The organism is Fimbriimonadaceae bacterium (assembly GCA_023957775.1).
In the GTDB taxonomy this organism is placed as follows: domain Bacteria; phylum Armatimonadota; class Fimbriimonadia; order Fimbriimonadales; family Fimbriimonadaceae; genus JAMLGR01.
The window spans coordinates 18,101-37,752 of record JAMLGR010000004.1 but is presented as its reverse complement, the minus strand read 5'-3'; the positions used below and the strand labels follow the sequence as shown (position 1 = coordinate 37,752).

19 protein-coding genes and 1 tRNA gene are annotated in these 19,652 nt (G+C 66.0%); 10 read left to right on the top strand and 10 right to left on the bottom strand.

The annotated features are described in order from the left end of the window. Window positions 1-57: 57 nt before the first annotated feature. Entirely contained in the window at window positions 58-837 is a 780-nt protein-coding gene (locus tag M9921_04455; protein MCO5296087.1) for an ABC transporter permease, read from the bottom strand. A gap of 59 nt (window positions 838-896) precedes the next feature. Here M9921_04455 and M9921_04450 point away from each other — a divergent pair, with 59 nt between their 5' ends. The 4 genes from M9921_04450 to M9921_04435 all read left to right on the top strand — a co-directional run bounded on the left by M9921_04450 (window position 897) and on the right by M9921_04435 (window position 4,034). Beyond that, entirely contained in the window at window positions 897-1,064 is a 168-nt protein-coding gene (locus tag M9921_04450; protein ID MCO5296086.1) for a hypothetical protein, read from the top strand. Next, window positions 1,061-2,116, top strand: a complete 1,056-nt coding sequence (locus M9921_04445) for a YchF family ATPase (GenBank protein MCO5296085.1) — start codon at window positions 1,061-1,063, stop codon at window positions 2,114-2,116. The genes M9921_04450 and M9921_04445 overlap by 4 nt, the downstream gene beginning before the upstream one ends. A 97-nt stretch (window positions 2,117-2,213) precedes the next feature. After that, complete coding sequence (locus M9921_04440; GenBank protein MCO5296084.1) at window positions 2,214-2,963, top strand: hypothetical protein; 750 nt, start codon at window positions 2,214-2,216, stop codon at window positions 2,961-2,963. A gap of 24 nt (window positions 2,964-2,987) precedes the next feature. Further along, window positions 2,988-4,034, top strand: coding sequence for a M42 family metallopeptidase (locus M9921_04435; protein MCO5296083.1), 1,047 nt, complete (start codon window positions 2,988-2,990; stop codon window positions 4,032-4,034). A gap of 769 nt (window positions 4,035-4,803) precedes the next feature. Here the strand turns inward: M9921_04435 and M9921_04430 are convergent. Both M9921_04430 and M9921_04425 read right to left on the bottom strand, forming a co-directional pair. Further along, on the bottom strand, window positions 4,804-7,131 hold the full coding sequence (locus M9921_04430) for a hypothetical protein (protein ID MCO5296082.1): 2,328 nt from the start codon (window positions 7,129-7,131) through the stop codon (window positions 4,804-4,806). A gap of 40 nt (window positions 7,132-7,171) precedes the next feature. Continuing rightward, window positions 7,172-7,918, bottom strand: coding sequence for a rhomboid family intramembrane serine protease (locus M9921_04425; GenBank protein MCO5296081.1), 747 nt, complete (start codon window positions 7,916-7,918; stop codon window positions 7,172-7,174). A 132-nt stretch (window positions 7,919-8,050) separates the two neighbouring features. Between M9921_04425 and M9921_04420 the strand changes: the two genes are divergently transcribed. Next, on the top strand, window positions 8,051-8,545 hold the full coding sequence (locus M9921_04420; GenBank protein ID MCO5296080.1) for a DUF4339 domain-containing protein: 495 nt from the start codon (window positions 8,051-8,053) through the stop codon (window positions 8,543-8,545). 94 nt (window positions 8,546-8,639) lie between these two features. Here the strand turns inward: M9921_04420 and M9921_04415 are convergent, their stop codons facing one another. From M9921_04415 to M9921_04405, 3 genes are all read right to left on the bottom strand, one after another. Then, window positions 8,640-10,778: a hypothetical protein gene (locus M9921_04415; protein ID MCO5296079.1), complete on the bottom strand. Its 2,139-nt coding sequence runs from the start codon at window positions 10,776-10,778 to the stop codon at window positions 8,640-8,642. A 34-nt stretch (window positions 10,779-10,812) separates the two neighbouring features. After that, a complete protein-coding gene (locus tag M9921_04410) occupies window positions 10,813-11,457 on the bottom strand; it encodes an alpha/beta fold hydrolase (protein ID MCO5296078.1) in 645 nt (214 codons plus the stop codon). A 32-nt stretch (window positions 11,458-11,489) separates the two neighbouring features. Beyond that, window positions 11,490-11,565 (bottom strand) — tRNA-Arg (locus M9921_04405). A 129-nt stretch (window positions 11,566-11,694) separates the two neighbouring features. Here M9921_04405 and M9921_04400 point away from each other — a divergent pair. Continuing rightward, window positions 11,695-12,738 carry a hypothetical protein gene (locus M9921_04400; protein MCO5296077.1) on the top strand — a complete coding sequence of 348 codons (1,044 nt, stop codon included), beginning with the start codon at window positions 11,695-11,697 and terminating at the stop codon, window positions 12,736-12,738. 105 nt (window positions 12,739-12,843) lie between these two features. On the opposite strand, the gene ftsZ is transcribed toward M9921_04400, so the two are convergent. Beyond that, on the bottom strand, window positions 12,844-13,962 hold the full coding sequence (ftsZ, locus tag M9921_04395) for a cell division protein FtsZ (protein ID MCO5296076.1): 1,119 nt from the start codon (window positions 13,960-13,962) through the stop codon (window positions 12,844-12,846). 127 nt (window positions 13,963-14,089) lie between these two features. Continuing rightward, entirely contained in the window at window positions 14,090-14,368 is a 279-nt protein-coding gene (locus M9921_04390) for a hypothetical protein (GenBank protein MCO5296075.1), read from the bottom strand. A 77-nt stretch (window positions 14,369-14,445) separates the two neighbouring features. On the opposite strand from M9921_04390, the gene M9921_04385 reads away from it, so the two are divergent. Then, window positions 14,446-14,859, top strand: a complete 414-nt coding sequence (locus tag M9921_04385) for a hypothetical protein (protein ID MCO5296074.1) — start codon at window positions 14,446-14,448, stop codon at window positions 14,857-14,859. A gap of 52 nt (window positions 14,860-14,911) precedes the next feature. Further along, a complete protein-coding gene (locus M9921_04380; GenBank protein MCO5296073.1) occupies window positions 14,912-16,795 on the top strand; it encodes a hypothetical protein in 1,884 nt (627 codons plus the stop codon). Window positions 16,796-16,872: 77 nt separating this feature from the next. On the opposite strand, the gene M9921_04375 is transcribed toward M9921_04380, so the two are convergent. Beyond that, window positions 16,873-17,220 carry a hypothetical protein gene (locus tag M9921_04375; GenBank protein ID MCO5296072.1) on the bottom strand — a complete coding sequence of 116 codons (348 nt, stop codon included), beginning with the start codon at window positions 17,218-17,220 and terminating at the stop codon, window positions 16,873-16,875. Between the two features lie 45 nt (window positions 17,221-17,265). On the opposite strand from M9921_04375, the gene M9921_04370 reads away from it, so the two are divergent. Continuing rightward, the gene (locus tag M9921_04370; GenBank protein MCO5296071.1) at window positions 17,266-18,156 is read left to right on the top strand and encodes a lysophospholipase; all 891 of its coding nucleotides are present in this window, start codon (window positions 17,266-17,268) and stop codon (window positions 18,154-18,156) included. A gap of 9 nt (window positions 18,157-18,165) precedes the next feature. Next, a complete protein-coding gene (locus tag M9921_04365) occupies window positions 18,166-19,077 on the top strand; it encodes a phosphoribosylaminoimidazolesuccinocarboxamide synthase (protein MCO5296070.1) in 912 nt (303 codons plus the stop codon). A gap of 54 nt (window positions 19,078-19,131) precedes the next feature. Here the strand turns inward: M9921_04365 and purE are convergent, their stop codons facing one another. Then, window positions 19,132-19,632: a 5-(carboxyamino)imidazole ribonucleotide mutase gene (gene purE / locus M9921_04360; protein MCO5296069.1), complete on the bottom strand. Its 501-nt coding sequence runs from the start codon at window positions 19,630-19,632 to the stop codon at window positions 19,132-19,134. Window positions 19,633-19,652 lie beyond the last annotated feature (20 nt).

The window sequence follows — 19,652 nt, the reverse complement described above, 5'->3', positions numbered from 1 at the left end:
TTGTGGTTTGCGGTGAGCGGTTTGCGGTGTGGGGTTTGGGGTTTGGGGTTTGTTGGGCTAGCGGAACAGGATGGCGGCTAGGAAGTAGTTTGCGACGTACACCATCACCATCGAGATCACGACGGTGTTGGTCGTCGAGTTCCCCACTCCCACGGCGCCGTTGCGCGTGCGCAGGCCCTGTTGGCACGCGACCAGGGCGATGATCAGCCCGAAAACCGGAGTCTTCACCATGCCACCCACGAAATCCCAGGGCTTCACGTACTGCTGCAACGATTGCAGGAACACCGGGCTCGGGACACCGGAGGCCATCGCCACAAGCCATCCGCCGGCCACGCCCGTGTAGATGCCCACCAGCGCGAGCACCGGCAACATCGCGATCGCGGCGACCATGCGCGGGATCACGAGGTAGTTCGTGGGGTGGACCGACAGCATCTTCAGCGCGTCGATCTGCTCCGTCACGGCCATCGTCCCGATCTGGGCGGCCATCGCGGATCCGCAGCGCGCCGCCACCATGATGCCGGCGAGCACCGGACCGATCTCCCGCGAAACGGCGAGCCCAACGGTGCCCCCGACGAACGATCCGCCCCCGTAGCGCAGCAGGAACTCGGTGGAGTAGAGCGCGAGCACCGCACCCGAGAAGAAGTTGGTCAGGGCCACGATCGGTACGGAGGCCGCCCCAATGAACGCCATCTGCTGGACGGTCTCCCGCAGCTCCCAGGGTCGCCGCGGCAAGCGGCGCGCCGCGTCGAGCAACAGCAGGACGATCTCCCCCACAAACGTGAAGAAGCTTTCGGCCAGCGGCCAAGGAGACCAGCCCCCACGTACGGTCTTGGCCATCGCGCCAACGATACCCTCTGTCCCTTGGAGACCGGCCCCACAAGGTATCGTTCAGCCCGATGCCAGCGACTGTCCGACCCAGAACCGAACGACCCGCAAAACCTCGGATTCCGTGGTTCCTCATCCTCGCGCTCGCAGGCTCGGCCTACGTGTTCTGGGTGCTGCCGACCCAACTGGAACACAGGCCCGTGCACGTGGATTTCGTCAAGGAGCCCGTCCAGCCATGAAGGTCGGACTCATCGGATTTGCCAGCTCGGGACGCAGCACGCTTTACCGCGCGGCGTCGCGCGGTTTGGCCAAGGGGGATGTCACCGCCATTCCCGTGCCCGATCCGCGTTTCGACGCGATTGTGGCCCAGGTTCGACCCAAGAAGATCACACCCGCCACGGTGATGCTCCACGACGATCTCGATGCGGCCCAAGGCGGGCCGAAGATGTTCTCCCAGCGGTTCCTCGACGCGGCGCGAAAGATGGACCTGCTGCTCCACGTCGTGCGCGCCTTCGAATCGCCGATGGCGCCCTTCCACGCGGAAGTGGACCCGTTGCGCGATCAAGACTCCATCGACGTCGAGCTCGTGCTCGCCGACCTGCAGATCGTCGAAAACCGACTCGAACGGCTTGAAAAGTCGCTCACCGCGCGGTCGCCCGGCCAACCCGACTACCTCGAAAAGACGATCTTCCAGAACTTGAAAACCCCGCTCGAGGAGGGCACTCCGATCCGTGCGTTGGATCTGGACGAAGACGCCCAGACGATCGTGCGCAACTACCAGTTCCTCAGCGCCAAGCCGATGGTTGTCGCCTTCAACGTGAACGAGGCCGAGGCCGGCAAGCCCTCCGAGAAGCTCGCGGCCCGTATCGAAGCCCTGGCGATGAAGGAAACCCCCGCCTTCACGGTGGCCGCACCGATCGAGGAGGAGATCGCCCAACTCGACCCGGCCGACCAGGCCGAGTTTCTCGCCTCGATGGGACTCGACCAACCCGCGGCCGACCGGGTGATCCAGTCCGTCTATCAGGCGCTCGGACTGCATACGTTCTTCACGGCGGGCGAAAACGAAACCCGCGCGTGGCCGCTGAAGGTCGGCGCGACCGCCCTCAAGGCCGCGGGCACGATCCACACGGACATCGCCAAGGGCTTCATCCGCGCGGAGATCGTGCACTGGGAGGACTACGTCGCCTGCGGCTCGCTCGACAAGGCTTACAGCGCCGGAAAGATGTCGCTCGAAGGGAAGGAGTACGTGATTCGGGACGGCGACCTCATCCATATCCGGAACAAGAGCTGAACCCCGGTGGGGAGTGCGAAGGGTGCCACACCCGCTCGACGGGCGTGCCGAGAGGAGTTCGGAAGCGCACACCTCCATCTCTGCGTAGGAACCAAACATGAGCATGCTCGCAGCCATAGCCCTTGCCGGCACCCTCGCGTCCCCCCAGGCGAAAGGCGTTCCCGAGCCTCACTCCATCGTCTACTCCGGCATCCCGGGCATGATCGGCGATGCCGAGGTGCGGATGGACTCGCACAGCGTCACGATGACGATCGGAAACGGGAGCGTCACGGTCGACACGCTGACCCTGCTGAAGAACACGCGCGCCGCCGATTCGGCGGTGAAGGTGAAGTTCCCGTGGACCAGCCGTTGCACCAACGACGATTTCCTTGTTCCGCCTTCGACCCTCGCGGCGACCTGGGACAAAACGGCCCTCAAATTGGAGCCGGACTGGCGCGACGTCGCGACCGCGAACCTCGGACCCCGGTTTCGCCAGAAGGTGTACCTCGCCGACGTGACGATCAAGGCGAATGCGACGCACGCGCTTCGCGTCCACTACACGATGCCTCTCGGACGGGGCGGCTTGGACAACCTGCTTCGCGTGGCCGCGTACGGGACGACCTACGCGGAGTACTGGCACGGGCCCATCGGCCGCTTCCAAATCTCTTTGAAATACTCCCCTCAGACCGTCTTCCAGGTCTACTCGGCCATGCCGAACTGGGGCTGGCAGATCGGTCCGAACGGCGCGTTCCTTCGTAAGGACGGCCTCGCCCAGGGGGGCGAGGTGCTCCTGTTCTCCTTCTATCCAGGCGGTTTCCAAGGCATCGGAGGGAAGGACGCCAAGGGTGGCGGGGGCGGTCTCGGGTAAAAGGGACGCACCACGAGGTGCACCTTGGCCGGATTTGAGATCGATCTCGACTTTCTAACGCGATTCCTGAAAGACCTCCTCAACACGCCCAGCCCCACCGGCTATACGGATTGGGCGGTCAGCGCGGTGGAGCAGGAGCTCGAAGGGCTGGGCATCGGCAGCCGCCGAACGCTCAAGGGCGCCTTGATCGCCGACGTGGAGGGGTTGCGAAAGGACCTGCCACGCGGACTCTCCGCCCACGTGGACACGCTCGGCGCCATGGTCGCCGAAATCAAGCCGAGCGGCCGGTTGCGGATGACCGCCCTCAACGGCGTCATGTGGCCCACCGTGGAGAGCGAAGGGGTGTGGGTGCACTCGTCCGGAGGACACCCGATTCGCGGCTCCATCGTGTTCCAGAACGGGGCGGCCCATGTGAACAAGGAGGCCGGCACCGCCGCCCGCAACGCCGACAACCTCGAGGTGCGGTTGGACGAGCGCACGAGCTCCGCGGAGGAGACGCGGTTGCTCGGGATCGAGGTCGGCGACTTCGTGGCGTTCGATCCCCGCGTCGAACACTCCGAATCGGGCTTCGTGCGGTCGCGGTTTCTCGACGACAAGGCGTGCGTCGCGTGCGCAGTGACGGCGCTCAAGGCGCTCAAGGACCATGCGGTCACTCCCGCCCAGCGCAGCACGATCCAGTTCAGCAATTTCGAAGAGGTGGGACACGGCGGCCTCGACGGGCTCCCGGCGGATCTCGCCGAGCTGGTCGTCGTCGACATGGCCGCTTTGGGCTCGGGGCTGCAGGGAGACGAGTTCCACTGCACGATCTGCGTCAAGGACTCCTCCGGCCCTTACAGCCGGCGCTTGACGCAGAAGCTCCGCAGCATCGCCGAGAACGTGGGGATCGACCTCAAGACCGACATCTACCCCTACTACGGGTCGGACGGATCCGTCTACTGGCGCGGCGGGGGCCAAGCCGAGGTCGCCCTCATCGGCCCGGGCGTCGACACCAGCCATGGCTACGAACGAACGCACGTGGACGCGCTCCACGACACGGCGCTGCTGATCGCCGAGTACCTCGTCGCAGACTAACCTGCAAGTGCGCGCCCACACGCGTCGCCCCAACCTTGGAGTGCGCCGCGCTTGCGCGTCGCCCTAACCTGGGAGTGCGCGCGCTTGCGCGTCGCCCCAACCTGGGAGTGCGCGCGCTTGCGCGTCGCCCTAATCCCGCCGGACTTGTCCGGCGGCCGGCCCGCGGCAAGCCGCTCGGATTCAGGGCGACGAGCAAGCTCGCGCACTCCCACACCCCGCTCGCGGCAAGCCGCTCGGATTCAGGGCGACGAGCAAGCTCGCGCACTCCCACACCCACCCGCTCGCGGCAAGCCGCTCGGATTCAGGGCGACGAGCAAGCTCGCGCACTCCCACACCTACCGGCTCGAGGCAAGCCGCTCGGGTTCAGGGCGACGAGCGAGCTCGCGCACTCCCACACCCACCGGCTCGCGGCAAGCCGCTCGGATTCAGGGCGACGAGCGAGCTCGCGCACCCCCACCACCGGCTCGCGGCAAGCCGCTCGATTCCAGGGCGACGAGCGAGCTCGCGCACTCCCACACCCACCGGCTCGCGGCAAGCCGCTCGGATTCAGGGCGACGAGCAAGCTCGCGCACTCCCACACCCACCGGCTCGCGGCAAGCCGCTCGGATTCAGGGCGACGAGCAAGCTCGCGCACTCCCACACCCACCCGCTCGCGGCAAGCCGACTCGGATTCAGGGCGACGAGCGAGCTCGCGCACTCCCATACCCACCCGCTCGCGGCAAGCCGACTCGGATTCAGGGCGACGAGCGAGCTCGCGCACTCCCACACGCTACTTCCCTTTCAAGGCTGCGATGGCGCCGGCTGCGGTGTTCCGCATCGCGACCAAGCCGTGGTGGGTGGCTGGCTCGATGATCGGGATCGCCGCGGGATCGCCGTAGGCCTGGAGCGCCCGGATCGCCGAGCTGCGCGCCCCGAACGAGGGCTCGCGGGCCACGTCCGCTAGGGCGTTGAACACCGCCCTTTGCCCCGCCGCATCCTTGAGTCCCCCAAGGTGGTTGATCGCCGTCACACGCAGGGTTTCGTTGATCGGGTGGACCACCCAGTCGAGCGCCACGGCGCGTGCGGCGTCGGGGTCCATCCGCACCAGCTCGCCCAGCGCGAACGTGCGGAACGTCTCTTGGAAGCCGACCGTCTGCAGCGCCTTCAAGACCAGCGCCTTGTCGTTGGTGAGGCGTACCAGCGACTCGAGGGCCGCGCGGCGCAGGAGATCGTTGGGATCGCTCTCCCAAGTCGTGCGCAACACGTCCTCCAACGCGGCGGAACGCGGCTGCCGGCCCATCGCCTGAAGGGCCGAGCGCCTCGCGAAAGGGTCCTCGCTGTTCGCGTACTTCAACAGCAGCTCCGTCGCATCGTTCCCCACCGCGTCGATCAACCGCGACCGCAGCGAAGGGATCGCCTCGCCATCCACCAGCCGCTTGGCCAGCGCCCCCCGCATCGCCTGCGGGAACGCGGCGATCAGGCGGGCGCGCTGTCCGGCATTCGGCGCATGCTCGTAAAGCGCGGCCCAATCGTCCACCGTGTAGCCCAGGTCGTACTCGATCGTCGCCATGAGCTGCACGTCGGGGTCGATCAGCATCGTCCGCACGCGAGCGGGAATCTCAAGCGTCGCCGATGCGACGCCGTCGAGCTCCACATTGCGACGCACCCAGGTGTTTCCGTCCAGCGCCCATAGGGGCACCTTCACGTGGAACCCGGGCGTCTCCTGACGCACCGTCACCTTGTCACCGACGCGGGAAAGCATCAGTTTCGGGGCTCCCGGCGTGTAGAACCACTGCTTGCGGAATCCGTCCAGGTCCTTCCTCGTGCGATCCGACATCGCCCGGAAGAAATCCTCCGTCGTCACCGCTTGGTAGCGGTACTTCTCCAGGTACGACCGCACGCCGTCCCAAAAGACGGGCTCGGTCAGCTCGTGCATCAGCATGAACATGCGGGCGGCGCCGCCGCCGTAGGCAAACCCGTCGAACAGCTCGATCGGCGCGTCGTACTCGGTCTTGATCATCGAACGCGACATGTCTTGCGAAGCGCCCAGCGCACCGGCCAACGTGTCGGAGCGCTGGATGTCGTAGGCGTCTTGACCGTCACGATCGCGTGTGTAGAACGCCGGCAGAAAGGAAGCGAACCCTTCGTTCACCCAGATGTGGGGCCACGATTTGCAGGTCACCGTGTCGCCGAACCACTGGTGCGCCAATTCGTGGGCCACGAGCCCGGTGGAGTCTGCCAGAGGGTGGACGCTGGCGGGATGGAGCGTCCCGATCGTCTGCGTCGTGGCGGTGATGTTCTCCATCCCGCCGAACATGTAGTCGGCGACCACGGTCTGGGCGTACTTCGGATAAGGGTAGGGAAAGCCCGTGATCTGGCTGTACAAGCGCACGTTGTCGGCCGTTCCCTCGAAGGCCTGCCCGCCCTGGTCCTCCAGTCCACGAGGCACGAAGTACTGGATCGGCTTCCCGTTCCACATCTCCTTGCCCTCGACGAAGTCTCCGACCGTGAAGCAGATGAGGTAGGTGGAGTGCGGTTGCAGCATCCGCCAGTGGAACGTCTTCGTGTTTCCCCGCTCCTGAACGTCCAGAAGCGCTCCGTTGCTGACCGCATATCGGTTGGCGGGCACTTCGATGAACGCTTCGGTGGTCGCCTTGTCGTACGGGTGGTCGACCGTGGGCAGCCAGTGGCGCGTGTCCTCGGGCTCCCCTTGCGTGTAGATCATGCCGGTCTTGGAGGGGTAGGCGCGCGCATCGGGAACGAAGTACACGCCGCCTTCGGGGTTGCCCGAATACACCAGGTGCACCGCCAATCGCTTCCCGCTCTGCAGCGCGGGAGGCACGGTGAGGACGAGCTCCTCGTCCTCCTGCCTCCAAGCCACCTTTTGGCCGTCGATCTCCGCCGCGGCGATCTTCAGGCCCACGGAATCGAGTCGAATCTCAGCCAACCCTTTCGGGGGTTGGATCAAATTGACCACGTCGCCGCGGATGCCCGCAGTGGGCTCGTCGAACGCAATCTTCCACTTCACGTCGAGCAAGTCGAAGTTGTGGTCGTGGGGCTTGGCCGAAGCGGACGTGGAGAGAAGGGCAAGGGCGGCGAAAATCAGGGTGCGATCCATCGATTCCCTAGCCTAACACAAGAAACCCAAGCCTGCGCCCCTATCGATCGTCGTCGTCTTGGATGCTTCCTTCGAACAGCTTCCGAAGCCGCTCCCTTTCCGCCCGCTCCTTTTCGCGGCGTTTGACGTCGTCGAAGTAGCTTTCATCCTGCTTGGGCGCGTTGCGAATGCGCTGGGCAGGGCCCGTCCGCGACCCCTGGAACGAGATCCCGGGGAGCCTTCCCAGCACATAGAAGTGGGCGAGTACGAGCGGAATGGCGGCGAACAGTCCCGCGGCGGGCGCATGCGTATCCGAACCCACCCCGAAGACGACGATGCCGTAGGTGAGCCAGGCCAGCCACTTGCCGGTGATCGGCAGGACGAACATCAGTTGGATCATCGCCGACGGATTGGTGACTCCCCAGGCGACGGTCACCGCCCCCAGAGGGATGAGCGTCCCGGCCAGCACGACCATCTGAAGGCTCATGATGGCCGCGGCCAAACTCACCGCCAGCGCCCCCACGACCGTGGCCCCGAACCAGATCAGGAGGTAGCGGGTGGCGCCGAGTCGCCGCTCGAGATCGCCTCCGATACCCCAGAGCCACAGGCACAGAATCACGAACAGGAGGAACCCCTGGCCCGCGCCCGTGCTGTAGAACGGGTAGGTGAACAGCGTCCAAGGCCTGCCCATGCCCTCGGCCGTGGTGTAGGCCAACCACTGCATCCCGCCCCCGAGCCACGCGGCCAAAAAGGAGGCGACGAGCACTGCGAGCAACGCCACCGTCACCGGTGCCCCGTGCCGACTCATGCGATGTTGCAGATCTCGAAGTGCCATGGTGATTGTTCCGGGCGTCCAAAGGACCCACTCCATTCAACCCGTTTCTGTGATTCTACGTATCCCTGACGAGTCGACGCTGATGGAAGGACGAACAACCCACCGATGAACACTGGCCGCTACTTCGTGATCGGGATGGACGGAACGCGCTACGGGCCGGCGGATGTCCATGTGCTGAACCTGTGGGCCGCCGAAGGCAGGGTGACTCCCTCCACCCTGCTCGAGCTGGAAGGAGACGGGCGCCAAGTGCCCGCGGCCCAGGTGCCGGGCCTCAACTCGTTGCGCGCGATCCCGCGGAACGAGGACCCTTACGCCCACCCCTCTTACAGCTCGACGCAGACGCCCACAAGCGGCGCCCAGGAGACACAAATCGCCTGGGTGCTGGGCGCGCTGAGCCTCGCCGCCGGGATCGGCATCCTCTGCACCCCGATCGGCGGGATCGGCGGCATCATCGCCGGGATCTTCGGCATCAACTTCGCCGCAAAGGGAGAACGGGCCGGCCATCTGCAAGCGAAGAACGCAAGGATCTTGAACATCGTGGGCCTCGTGCTGTCCGGCCTTCACTTGTTGTCCTACCCCTTTTCGCTGATCTTCCGGTAGCTTTGGGAGCTCGTCGCCTTGCCTCCGCCGGGCTCGCCCTGCGCCTCGCCGCTCGGGCTCAGGGCGGCGCGCAAGCGCGCGCACTCCCACACTCCTAGCGGCCGAGGACGTAGGTGCCGGCGACCCAGATCGAACCGGAACCGCCCCTCCGGGTGGCTGAATCGACCAGAGCGGGGACCGTTATTCGAATGGGGAGGTGCACGACGCCATCGTTCGCGCCGCCCCAACGGCCCGCCTTGTCGCCCTTGAGCGAGACCGTCAACCGCTTCCAACCCTGCCAATCGATCGCGCCGAGGTCCGGCTGAAACGTCTGGCCGGTCGCATCTTCGAAGCGCATGCGGAGGAAGTCGCCCGAACGGTCCCCGTAAACCCAAAGCGCCATCGCTTCGGGCTCGCCCGCCAGCGGCTCGGGTTTCGACGCGACCAGCGCCGCGTACTTCCACCCCGGGTCGAACCGGTAGTCGAGCCGTACCGCGGGACCGCTCGGGCCGCCCCCGGGGGGCGCGGCGCGCACCAACTTCACCGTGGAATCCACCTTGGGATCCCCTTCCGCCACCAGCACGAGCCCCGATGCCGGCCCCAGAGGCACGGGCTGGGCGCGCAAGGGCTCCTGCCGGGCAACGATGCGCCCCCCGGGGTCCCGTACGGACACCGAGAGGGGCGAGCGCGTCTCCCACGGGTACCACTCGAAGACGGCCGAGCCGCCTTCGGGACCGACCCGCACCTCCTTCGTCCGTAGCGCCTGGCCGATGCGAAGCTCGACCGTGAGCGTCTCCTGCGTCGGACCGCCGAGCGCGTTCAGCCTCACCTCAAGCTCGTCCGGCCCCGCGCCTGGAAAGACGTGGAGTTCGACGGGGTGCGCGTGAACCCAATACCCCTCGTAGACGGGAATCCGACCCTGGGCGGACACGCGGTCCAGCCTCACGCGAACCGCCTCCGCTCCCCGGTCGACGACCGTCGCGGCGATCGGTTCCCTCAATCCGGGAGTCAGGACGGCATCCGGGCGTGCCGGCCACTGGCCGTCGCTCCCCTGGACTCGGAGCTCGAGGACCTGCCCCGGGCGGAGAGCCGCACGCGAAGGGGTCAGCATGCGCCGCACCTCGGCGTCGTCGGCCACGCGCACCTCCGGGCCGGGCACCGGGATCTCGAGCGCCTCCCGTTCGGCAGGGGTCGGGTCGCGAATCTCGGGGGCGCCGTTTGCCACCTCCACCAGCGCGGGCTTTGCGCCAGCGAAAAGGGTCCGTCCGCCCGGCAGCCGGCGGTCGAACTTGAGGCCGTCCAGGCGCCTGGCCGCGGCTTGGATCGCCTCGTACGCGGGCTTCTCGCGGAGGTCGGTGGCGACGGTGCCGAAATGGTGCTCGATCTCGAGCGGGTCCGAGCCGTCGTCCTTCCAGTCGTACCAGATCGACATCGCCACACCCGAGGCGAGGTTCGCCACGTACTGGCGCACCGCGTAGTCGGCTTGGGTCTGCGCGTTCTGCCCGGGGTAACGCTCCGAGTAGCCCCACTCGCCGCTCAGGAGGGGCACGTCGCGCGCCGTATGCCTCCCCATCACCGAGCGCAGGCGCCGCCAGTCCGCGCCCGCGGTCTCGGGTGCCGATTGCCGGTAGGGGTGGACGGTCACCGCGTCCCAAAGGTCCAGCAAACCCCCCTCGAAGCACGTTTCGAGGAACGGCCAGTCGAAACCGGAGACCGCAGGCCCCACGAACCACTCGTCGGGCGCGCCCCGGCGCAGCGCCGTCCCGACGACGCGGGCAAGCGCCACGTACTCGGCCGCATCGGCATGGGGCGACCAGAACTTGGAGAGGTTGGGCTCGTTCCAAAGCTCCCACACCACCCCCCGCCCTTGGAAGTGGCGCACAGCGGCGAGCGCGAAGCGGGCGAACGCCCCGCGGGTTTCCGGGCTCCGTGGCGCCCCGGAACCGTACAATTCGTTTCCGTAGCAGAGGATGAACACGGGCCGGACGCCGACTCGCTGCAGATGGCCCATCAGGCGGTCGTACTCCTTGAAGTCGTACACCCCCCGCTTCCGCTCCACCGCGTGCCACAGGAGGTCCATCCGCACCCACTTGAAACCGGCGGCGCGCAGCTTCTCCATCTCGCCGGGCTTGGGGTCGGTGAAGTGGATGTTCACACCCCATCCGCTCGGGACGGTGAGATCGGGCAGCGGAAACCGCTCCCGATAGGTCGGGCCGGCGAGGGTCAGGGCGACGAGGATGGGAGCGAGGAACATCTAGCTGTTGGACGGCCAAGCGGCAAAACCCGCATCAATCGGTCGGGACCTCCAGCCGCCCGACCAGCCACCGCGCCAGATCGTCGAGGCTTTCGGCGGACACCGCGTGTCCCATCGCGTACTCGCGGTACTCGTGGTCCACCCCCCATCGCGTGAGCAGGGCGTCGAGCTCGCGTCCGTTCTCGACGGGCACCAGCGGGTCGTATGTGCCGTGCTGGATCAGAAACCGCACGGCGTCCAACCCCTGGGGTGGGTCCGCGGGAAGCAGCGAGTCGAGCGCCTTGCCGCTCATCAAGGCCACCGAACCTGCAAGCTCGGGCTGCCGGGCCACCGCGGCAAAGGCCATCATCGCCCCTTGGCTGAACCCGACGATCGCCATCGGACCCGCTACCTCGCGGCGCAACTCCGAGAGGAACTCCACGAGATCGTCGAGGCTGCTCGCAGCCTGATCGAGGTCGTAGGAGCGTATCTCGGTGTCGAACTCGATGCCGAACCACGCGTACCCGCCCATCGGCGTGGGGTGGGGGGCGCGAACGCTGAGAATGCGCAGCGAGGGATCGAGCGCGGGCGAGAGCCCCATCAGGTCCTTCTCGTCCGCCCCGTAGCCGTGAAGCAGCACCAGAAGTCCCGCCTCGCGCACTTCGGCCGCGGGCTCGCGCACCAGCACATGGAATTCCATGCCCCAGTTTGGCGCGTGGACACTCTGGAGGTTGGCGCCCTCGGAGGGAATCGAACCCCCGACGCCCTCCTTAGGACGGAGGCGCTCTATCCACTGAGCTACGAGGGCGCGCAGCGGCCCTTGGAGGGTACCCCTCCAGCATGGGCCAGGTGAAGGCCGCGACGCCATCGCCACTGGAGACCAATCGCCGTTAGATCCGTCAAACCGGCCCGCCGCGCGTAAGGGTACGTTCAACCCATGATGCTTGCGACGACGATTGCCCTCCTTGCCTTCGCGCAGAACCCGATGGCCACCTGGCCGAACTCGAAGGCGTTCCCCAACACCCCCGGCGAGAAGCACCTGCGCAACGTGCGGCAGCTCACCTTCGGCGGCGACAACGCCGAGGCGTACTGGAGCGTGGACGGCACCAAGATCGTCTTCCAATCCCGCCAGCCGAACTACCCCGACGAGCAGATCTACGTGATGAACGCCGACGGCAGCGGCAAGCGGCTCGTCAGCACGGGCAAGGGGCGGTGCACGTGCAGCTACTTCACCCCGGACGGCAAGTTCATCTACTTCAGCAGCACGTTCGAGAAGAATCCGGGCGCCCAGCCTTCGCTGGACATGAGTCTCGGCTACGTCTGGATGGTGAACCCCCAGTTCAGCCTCTACCGGGTGAACGTGGACGGCACGGGCCTCACCAAGATCATGGATAAGAACGAGTATCTGGCCGAGACCACGATCGCGCCAAACGGCAAGTACATGACCTTCACCGGCGCCTGGGAAGGCGACCTGGAGATCTACCGCGCCAACCTCGACGGCACCAGGGTGCGGCGCCTCACCCATCACGAGGGCTACGACGGCGGGCCGTTTGTAAGTTGGGACAGCAAGTGGATCACGTACCGCCGAGACCGCATCGACACCCCGGCCGAGGCCAAGGACTTCCATGACCTGCTCGACAAGCACCTCGTGCGGCCCAGCAAGCTCGAGATCATGCTGATGGACAGCGAAGGCCGCAACCAGCGCCAGATCACCGATCTGGACTGCGCGTCGTTCGCCCCCTTCCTCACTCCGGACAGCAAGCGCATCATCTTCTCCTCCAACTTCGGCGACCCGAAGGGGCGCGAATTCGAGCTGTGGATGATCGGCGTGGACGGCCATGGCCTGGAGCGCATCACGCGCAGCCCCGAATTCGACGGCTTTCCCATGTTCAGCCGCGACGGCAAGAAGCTCGTGTTCGCCAGCAACCGCGGCGGCTCGAACCACGAAACCGACATCTTCGTGGCCGACTGGGTGGAGTAGGCCCTCCACACCCCCATGAAAAAAATGGCCCCGCGGTGACGCGGGGCCGAGTGTTGGACCAGTGTTTCCCGAGTTCGTGACTGCGGGGGTTGGTTTGGAAAGCGTCTAGCCGCCCATCTTCTGGCGGCGAAGGAACGTCGGAATGTCCAGATCGATCTCGTCGAGCTGGATCGGCTCCACCTTGGGGGCGGCCTGCGAAGGCGCCCGTTCGGCCGGCGTGGACGGCTGCTGGAAGAACACCTCGGCGTCCATGGCAGGCTGCGACTCCAGCGCGGGGTCCATCCCTGCGGCGAGCAACGTGATCTGCACTTCGCCGTCGTGCCCGTCCCGCATCACGTGTCCCATGATGATGTCTGCATCCTCGGAGTCGGCGAACTGGAGGATGTACTCCATCGCGTCGTGCGCCTCGCCAATGCTGAAGTCGCCTCCGGCCGTGATGTTGATCAGCAGCCGCGTCGCGCCGTGGATGTTCGTCTCAAGCAGCGGCGACGTGGCGGCGGCCTGCGCGGCGAGCCGAGCGCGCTGCTCGCCCACACCCTTGCCGAGCCCCATGAGGGCGACCCCGGCGTTCGACATGACGGTCTTCACGTCGGCGAAGTCCACGTTGATCAGGCCCGGCAGCAAGATGATGTCGCTGATGCCCTGCACGCCCTGGCGCAACACATCGTCGGCCTCGGCAAACGCTTGCTGCATCGTCGCGCGCTTCTCCACGACGCTGAGGAGCCGGTCGTTGGGAACGGTGATCAACGTGTCCACGTGCTCTTTCAGCCGGTCGGCGCCTTCCTGGGCCAAGCGTCGCCGCTTCGGCCCTTCGAACAGGAAGGGCTTGGTGACCACGCCGACCGTCAGAATCCCCTTGCGGCGCGCCATCTCGGCCACCACGGGTGCGGCGCCCGTGCCCGTGCCGCCGCCCATGCCCGCCGTGAGGAAGACCATGTCCGCACCTTCCAGTTCGGCTTCGATCTCCTTCTCGCTCTCGTGCGCCGCCTTTTCCCCGACGCTCGGATCGCCGCCCGCGCCCAGACCGCGCGTGAGGCTCTCGCCCAGCTGGAGCTTGCGGGGTGCGTAGGAGAGGTTGAGCGCCTGTGCATCCGTGTTCATCGCCACGAACTGCACGCCCATGACACCCTCTTGGATCATGCGGTTGACGGCGTTGCTGCCTGCGCCGCCTATTCCCAGCACCTTGATCGTCGCCTGGTTCTCAAACAGGTTCTCGGGTCGCATCGTTGAGTACTCCATAGGGATAACCTCCGGTTCGCACCGGGTCTACAGGGAGTGACGACGCAGCACGACGGAAAGACGCACCCGAAGGAGAAACGACGAACGACAAACGATCAACGACGAACGTTCGCTAAAAGGAGGGCTGCTCGAAGGGACCTTCCGGCGCGTCCAGCACGGCCTGGACGACCGCTTGGCTGAAGGAGCGCGGGCCGTAGCGCGTGTTGAGGTAGTCGATCCCTTCGGTCTCGCCGCCGATGGACGTGCGCATGGAGGGCGAACCCACCTCTTCGAGCTCACAGTTCATCGTCCAACGGTCTCCGTTGGCTTCGATCACGTCCACGACGGCGTGGATGTTGGATCCGTATACCTGTCGCCGAACCAACTCGGCGCGCAAATCGAAATTCGCCATGGCCCACCTCATGATAGGACACCTTTTCCGTAATTCATGCAGGAAAACGACAAGATTGGGCCGTATTGGGACGATGCATGGCAGGCTACTCCGGCACGCCCCTTCCCAAGAAGCTGGGGATCAAAGCGGGTTCTCGTGTGGCCCTGCACAACCCTCCCCCCACCTTCCCCGCCGATCTGACGCCTTTGCCGGATGGTGTGGATCTCGCCGAAACGCTGACCGAGGGCGCCGAGAAGTTCGATATCCTCCTCCTCTTCGTGCCTTCGCTCACGGCTCTTGAAGGCGTGCTCGACCTTGCCGTCGCGGCGTTGGCGACCACAGGCGGGCTCTGGATCGCGTGGCCGAAGAAGGCCTCCGGCATCCCCACCGACCTCTCGGACGGCCTGGTGCGCGAGGTCGGACTCGCCACCGGACTTGTGGACAACAAGGTTTGCGCCATCGATGCCACGTGGAGCGCCTTGCGGTTCGTGGTTCGGCTCAAGAACCGCTGAGCGGTTTGCATCGCACGTCACAACTTCCTAGAATGTCCTCGGAGAACCCACCATGATGCTTGCTTTCGTTTGCGCCCTTTCCTTGGCCCCGTCCGGCCCCAAGGACCTCGGTCCCGACACCGTCGCGTTGCCCAGCCGCGATTTGGGAACGTTCACGGAGAAGGTGCCCGACCCCTCGGGAAACGGCGAATTGGAGACCCGCGTACGCTATCGGCTCGAAGGAACCATCCATCTGTCCGACCCGAACGACGGTGTCCTCATCGGCACCCGGTCGGTCCTGGCACGCGCGGAAAGCCCCGTATCGGTCATCGTCGCGGACCAACTCGAAGCCGGCGCAGGCGCGGGGCGGACATTCGAGGAGATCGCCCGGCTCACCCCGGGGTTGCCGGAGCCGGCGCGAACGGCGGCGATGCGCGGGGACATGCTCGGCGATCAGATGCGAGGCGTCGGCAGCCTGCTGGAAGGTCCCCACCCGGTCACCCTTGGTGCGGGCGCCCAACCGGGTGGATGGACTCGTTTCGAATACGGATCCAAGAGGCTGACGGTCACCGGCCAGTACCAGATCAACCGCGAGTACACGGTGGGCAACTCTGGACCCGTGGTCGACTCGATTCGCGGCAATCCCCTCACACTCGGCTACGTCAATCGGTTCGATCCCAACCCCGTCAGCCAGAAGTTCTACTCGGACCCGGTTCCCGGCACGATCCCGGACATCGAGACGATCGAGGTTTTGAAGGATGTGGGCGTGGGGGCCCTCTACGGCTCGGACCATAGGCTTCTTGGCTTGAGCTATCTTCCCACCCGCAAATTCACGTACCCGATCGATCTCAACGTGGGCGGACCCAAATACGGCCAAGACGCCCTCGGCGCGCTCCTCAACACCGTTAAGCCCGCTCCGCTGACCGCAGAGCTGCTCGGCTCGGTGAACTTGTCCTCCTACCAAACGTTGTTGGACGCGACGTCGGTCGGCGGCACCGACATGAACTCCCTTCAGTGGAAGATCGAACCGATGCAGTTCCCGAACTGCATTGGTGAAGCCACGGGCTCCTTCCCGGGCGGGACGCTCTGGATTCCCGACAAGCCCGGCTACCAGACGATGACCAACTGGGCGCCCGTGCAGATGCGGATGACGTTCAGCCCGTTCGCCTCGATCGACCCCAGCTACGTTCTGGAAGGCCAGTTCCGAACGCACTGCATGAACATGGAACAGAAGGAGCCGGCGGCGGGCGTGCGCTACCGGCCCTACCGAAACAACGACCCCGTGCTCGCGGGGCTCATGGATCTCACCGCAGGCTCCCGCATCCGTGGTCCCTGGGATCAGGCTCGGTTGTGGATTTACACGAACAAAGCGGGCCTCGACGAAATCAACAAGCGCCTTTTCCCAGAAATCAGCGCGGCGCAGTATCTCACCGGCCTCCAGCAGATCGCGGACCTGGGTGGCCTCGAGGCCAAGGACTACGCCAGCAAGGAGCTTTTCGCCCCCAAGCTGCTCGCGGGCGCGGGGATGGCGGATTCCACTCTGGGCTGGGGATTCAGCGTCCTCGAGCGCAATCAGGGCAAGGAGTTGGCCAGTTGGCTCGGCTCGATGCCGGAGGAGTTGTCGAAGCTGCTTTCCGGAGACTCCGACGACAAGGCGCACGTCGCGAAGGTGCTCGGACAAGCGCTGAACGCCTCGTCGTCGGACGTGCGCACGGCGGCGCTCAAGGGCCTGCTCAAGAAGCCGCAAGGCTACGAGACGCTGAAGGGCCAGCTCGGCTCGATGCTCCCCAGCCTCTACTCCCCGAATGCGGGTGAGGTGGAAGCCGCGCTCGACGCCCTCCCTCTCTACAGCGAAGCGACTCCCCGAGAGGCGCTCGAGTTCCTCGTCTCCAACGGGGCAAACGGGAAGATCAAGTCGAAGGCAGCCGCGTTGCTGGGTCGCGGCGGTGTTCGGTAGTCGCTTGTCGGTGGTCGTTTGTCGGGGTTCGGGGATCCGCCGGGAGACCTTCCGGGCGGCAATGGGGTCCCTCGGACCTAGTCGTCCACGCGGGAAAAGTAGATGACCGTGACCTTGTGCTCCGGCGTGATGAAGTCGCCGTAGATGCGCTCCAGCATCGCGATCACATCTTCCTGCGTCCGGAATTCGGGGTTTTCGCGTTCGATGTCGCGCGGCGAGAGGTCGGAGATGGTCTTCGTCTCAACCCGGTCGATGATCGCGGTGTACAGCTTTTGGCGCCGGGCGAACCGCGGTCCCACCGTGACCCACACAAGCATGCCATCCTTGTACTTGTCCGCTTTGTCGCCAAGGCGAATCGTCGCCGTCTTGCGGTTGTTGCGCAAAACGTCGCCGTAAAGGTCGGAATAGAAGTTCAGTGCGAACATCGAACGTCCCATTCTAGCAAAAGTAGTCGAACCCTGCACCCTCCCATGGCCTGGTTGATCGCAATCCTCGCACTTTATGTCGCCGTGCTCGCCGGCGTCGCCTGGTTCAGCGCCAGGCCCTTCCGCACGCCGATCTTCCTTTCACCCGGAGCCATGGGAGTCGCGCAGGAGGAGATTTCGCTCAAGACTCGCGACGGCGTGACCCTGCGCGGCTGGTGGGTGGACGTCCCCAACGCCCCGGTGGTGGCGGTGATCGCACACGGGTACATGATGAACCGCAGCGAACTCGTTCCCCAGGCCGTTTGGCTGGCCCAACGCGGAATCGCCTGCCTCTTGTTGGATTTGCGCGCCCACGGGCGCAGCGGCGGAAAAATGTGTGGCTTCGGGTACCTGGAACGCGCCGACGTGCGGGCGGGCATCGACGCGGCCCGCGGGCGATGCCCTGGAGCCAAGGTGATCCTCCTTGGCAGCAGCATGGGGTCCGCGGCATCGACGTTCGCCGCCGCGGAGGCCCCCGAGCTGGTGGACGGATTGGTGCTCGACAGCGCTTACTCGACGCTCCTGTCGGGGATGTTCGGCTGGTGGCGGTTCCTCGGCGGGCCGGTCCTCGCCGTCGTGCTGGCCCCGACCGTCCTCCTGGCCCTGCCGATGCTGCGCGTCCGTCCCCGCAAGGTGGACGTCGCGTCGGCGCTCGCAACCCTGAAACAACCCGTTTTGCTGCTTCACGGGGACGCGGACGACCTGGCTCTGCCCTCCGAAGCGCGCCGAAACGAGGCTGCCGCCCACCAAAGCGAGCTGGTGTGGCTGGGCGGCTGCGGCCACTCCGAGGGCCGTTGGATCCACCCCGACACCTATTTCGAGGCCCTCGATCGGTTCCTCGCGAGAGTTCGACAAGCTCCGGCCGGGGCCATCAAACCACAAGCCACAAACCAGTAAACTCCCCCTATGCCCGAACTGCTCAGCACGTTCGTTCCCGGCCTGGGCGAACCCCGACGGGGGAAAGTCCGCGAGGTGTACGATCTCGGCGATTCCCTTCTGATCGTCGCCACCGACCGCATCTCGGCGTTCGACGTCGTGATGGCCAACGGGATTCCCGACAAGGGCCGCATCCTCAACCAGATGAGCGCCTTCTGGTTCGATCGTTTGGGCGACGTATGTCCACATCATGTGCTGAGCACCGACGACGGGGTCATTGCCCGCCGAATCGGCTACGACGATCCGGAGCTTCACGGACGCACCACCCTTGCCAAGAAGGCGCGCCCCCTGACCATCGAGTGCGTCGCACGCGGGTACCTTGCCGGCTCGCTGTTCAAGGAGTACCGCGCCCACGGCGGACGCATCCACGGCCTGGACCTGCCTCCGGGCGTCCTCGAGAGCGGCGCGCTTCCCGAGCCCATCTTCACCCCGGCCACCAAGGCCCAAGAAGGGCACGACGAGAACATCTCCTTCGACGAGGCCGTGGACCGGGTGGGACGAGAAACCGCGGAGACGGTTCGGGATTGGACGCTCGAGCTGTTTCGCCGGGCGAGCGCGCACGCGGCCAACCAGGGCCTGATCCTCGCCGACACGAAGTTCGAGTTCGGAGAGACCGACGACGGCCTCCTTTGGATCGACGAAGCCCTGACGCCGGATAGTTCCAGATTTTGGGACGTTTCCCTGTACAAACCGGGCGGACCACAGCCGAGCTACGACAAGCAGTTCGTCCGCGATTACCTCGAGACCCTCACGTGGGACAAACGCCCGCCAGGCCCCACGCTGCCCCCGGAAATCGTCGAGAAGACGCGCGACAAGTACCGCGAGGCGTACGAGCGCATCACGGGCCAACCCTTCGAAGTCCCCGCCCCATCCCGAGGCTAACAGGTGCGACCCAACACGTGCCACGCCCGTTCATCGGGCGTGTCCCCCGCCCCTCTACTTGCCCTTCAACGCGTCCAGCTCGCGGTTCATCTCCGCGACCAACACCTGTTGGCTCTGGCAGAACTGCTCTAGCTTGCCCGCAATGGCCTTGTCCGTCACGCCGAGGATGCGCAAGGCGAGGAGGCCCGCGTTGCGCCCGTTTCCAATCCCCACGGTCGCGACGGGCACGCCGGCGGGCATCTGCACGATCGAGTAGAGCGAGTCCTGCCCCGAAAGGGCGCGCGTCGGGACCGGCACCCCGATCACCGGGAGCGTGGTCAGCGAGGCGACCATGCCGGGCAAGTGGGCCGCGCCGCCTGCACCCGCGACGATCACCTGGAGCCCCCGACCTCGGGCCGCGCTCGCATACTCGACCATCTTCATCGGTGTGCGGTGGGCGCTGACCACCTGCATCTCGTACTCGACTCCGAACTCCGCGAGGACCTCGCTCGCGGGCCGCATCGTGTCCAAGTCGCTCTTGCTGCCCATGATGATGCCGACCAACGGTTTGGACATGGGTGCAGAATACCGTTGGC

Bases quoted from the DNA above. Each gene is read 5' to 3' on its own strand.
- M9921_04420 (MCO5296080.1), top strand. From the start codon at position 8,051: ATGAACACTGGCCGCTACTTCGTGATCGGGATGGACGGAACGCGCTAC.
- M9921_04440 (MCO5296084.1), top strand. From the start codon at position 2,214: ATGAGCATGCTCGCAGCCATAGCCCTTGCCGGCACCCTCGCGTCCCCC.
- M9921_04370 (MCO5296071.1), top strand. From the start codon at position 17,266: ATGGCCTGGTTGATCGCAATCCTCGCACTTTATGTCGCCGTGCTCGCC.
- M9921_04455 (MCO5296087.1), bottom strand. From the start codon at position 837: ATGGCCAAGACCGTACGTGGGGGCTGGTCTCCTTGGCCGCTGGCCGAA.
- ftsZ (MCO5296076.1), bottom strand. From the start codon at position 13,962: ATGCGACCCGAGAACCTGTTTGAGAACCAGGCGACGATCAAGGTGCTG.
- M9921_04415 (MCO5296079.1), bottom strand. From the start codon at position 10,778: ATGTTCCTCGCTCCCATCCTCGTCGCCCTGACCCTCGCCGGCCCGACC.
- M9921_04410 (MCO5296078.1), bottom strand. From the start codon at position 11,457: ATGGAATTCCATGTGCTGGTGCGCGAGCCCGCGGCCGAAGTGCGCGAG.
- M9921_04425 (MCO5296081.1), bottom strand. From the start codon at position 7,918: ATGAGTCGGCACGGGGCACCGGTGACGGTGGCGTTGCTCGCAGTGCTC.
- M9921_04430 (MCO5296082.1), bottom strand. From the start codon at position 7,131: ATGGATCGCACCCTGATTTTCGCCGCCCTTGCCCTTCTCTCCACGTCC.
- M9921_04375 (MCO5296072.1), bottom strand. From the start codon at position 17,220: ATGTTCGCACTGAACTTCTATTCCGACCTTTACGGCGACGTTTTGCGC.
- M9921_04365 (MCO5296070.1), top strand. From the start codon at position 18,166: ATGCCCGAACTGCTCAGCACGTTCGTTCCCGGCCTGGGCGAACCCCGA.
- M9921_04445 (MCO5296085.1), top strand. From the start codon at position 1,061: ATGAAGGTCGGACTCATCGGATTTGCCAGCTCGGGACGCAGCACGCTT.
- M9921_04390 (MCO5296075.1), bottom strand. From the start codon at position 14,368: ATGGCGAATTTCGATTTGCGCGCCGAGTTGGTTCGGCGACAGGTATAC.
- M9921_04450 (MCO5296086.1), top strand. From the start codon at position 897: ATGCCAGCGACTGTCCGACCCAGAACCGAACGACCCGCAAAACCTCGG.
- M9921_04400 (MCO5296077.1), top strand. From the start codon at position 11,695: ATGATGCTTGCGACGACGATTGCCCTCCTTGCCTTCGCGCAGAACCCG.
- M9921_04380 (MCO5296073.1), top strand. From the start codon at position 14,912: ATGATGCTTGCTTTCGTTTGCGCCCTTTCCTTGGCCCCGTCCGGCCCC.
- purE (MCO5296069.1), bottom strand. From the start codon at position 19,632: ATGTCCAAACCGTTGGTCGGCATCATCATGGGCAGCAAGAGCGACTTG.
- M9921_04385 (MCO5296074.1), top strand. From the start codon at position 14,446: ATGGCAGGCTACTCCGGCACGCCCCTTCCCAAGAAGCTGGGGATCAAA.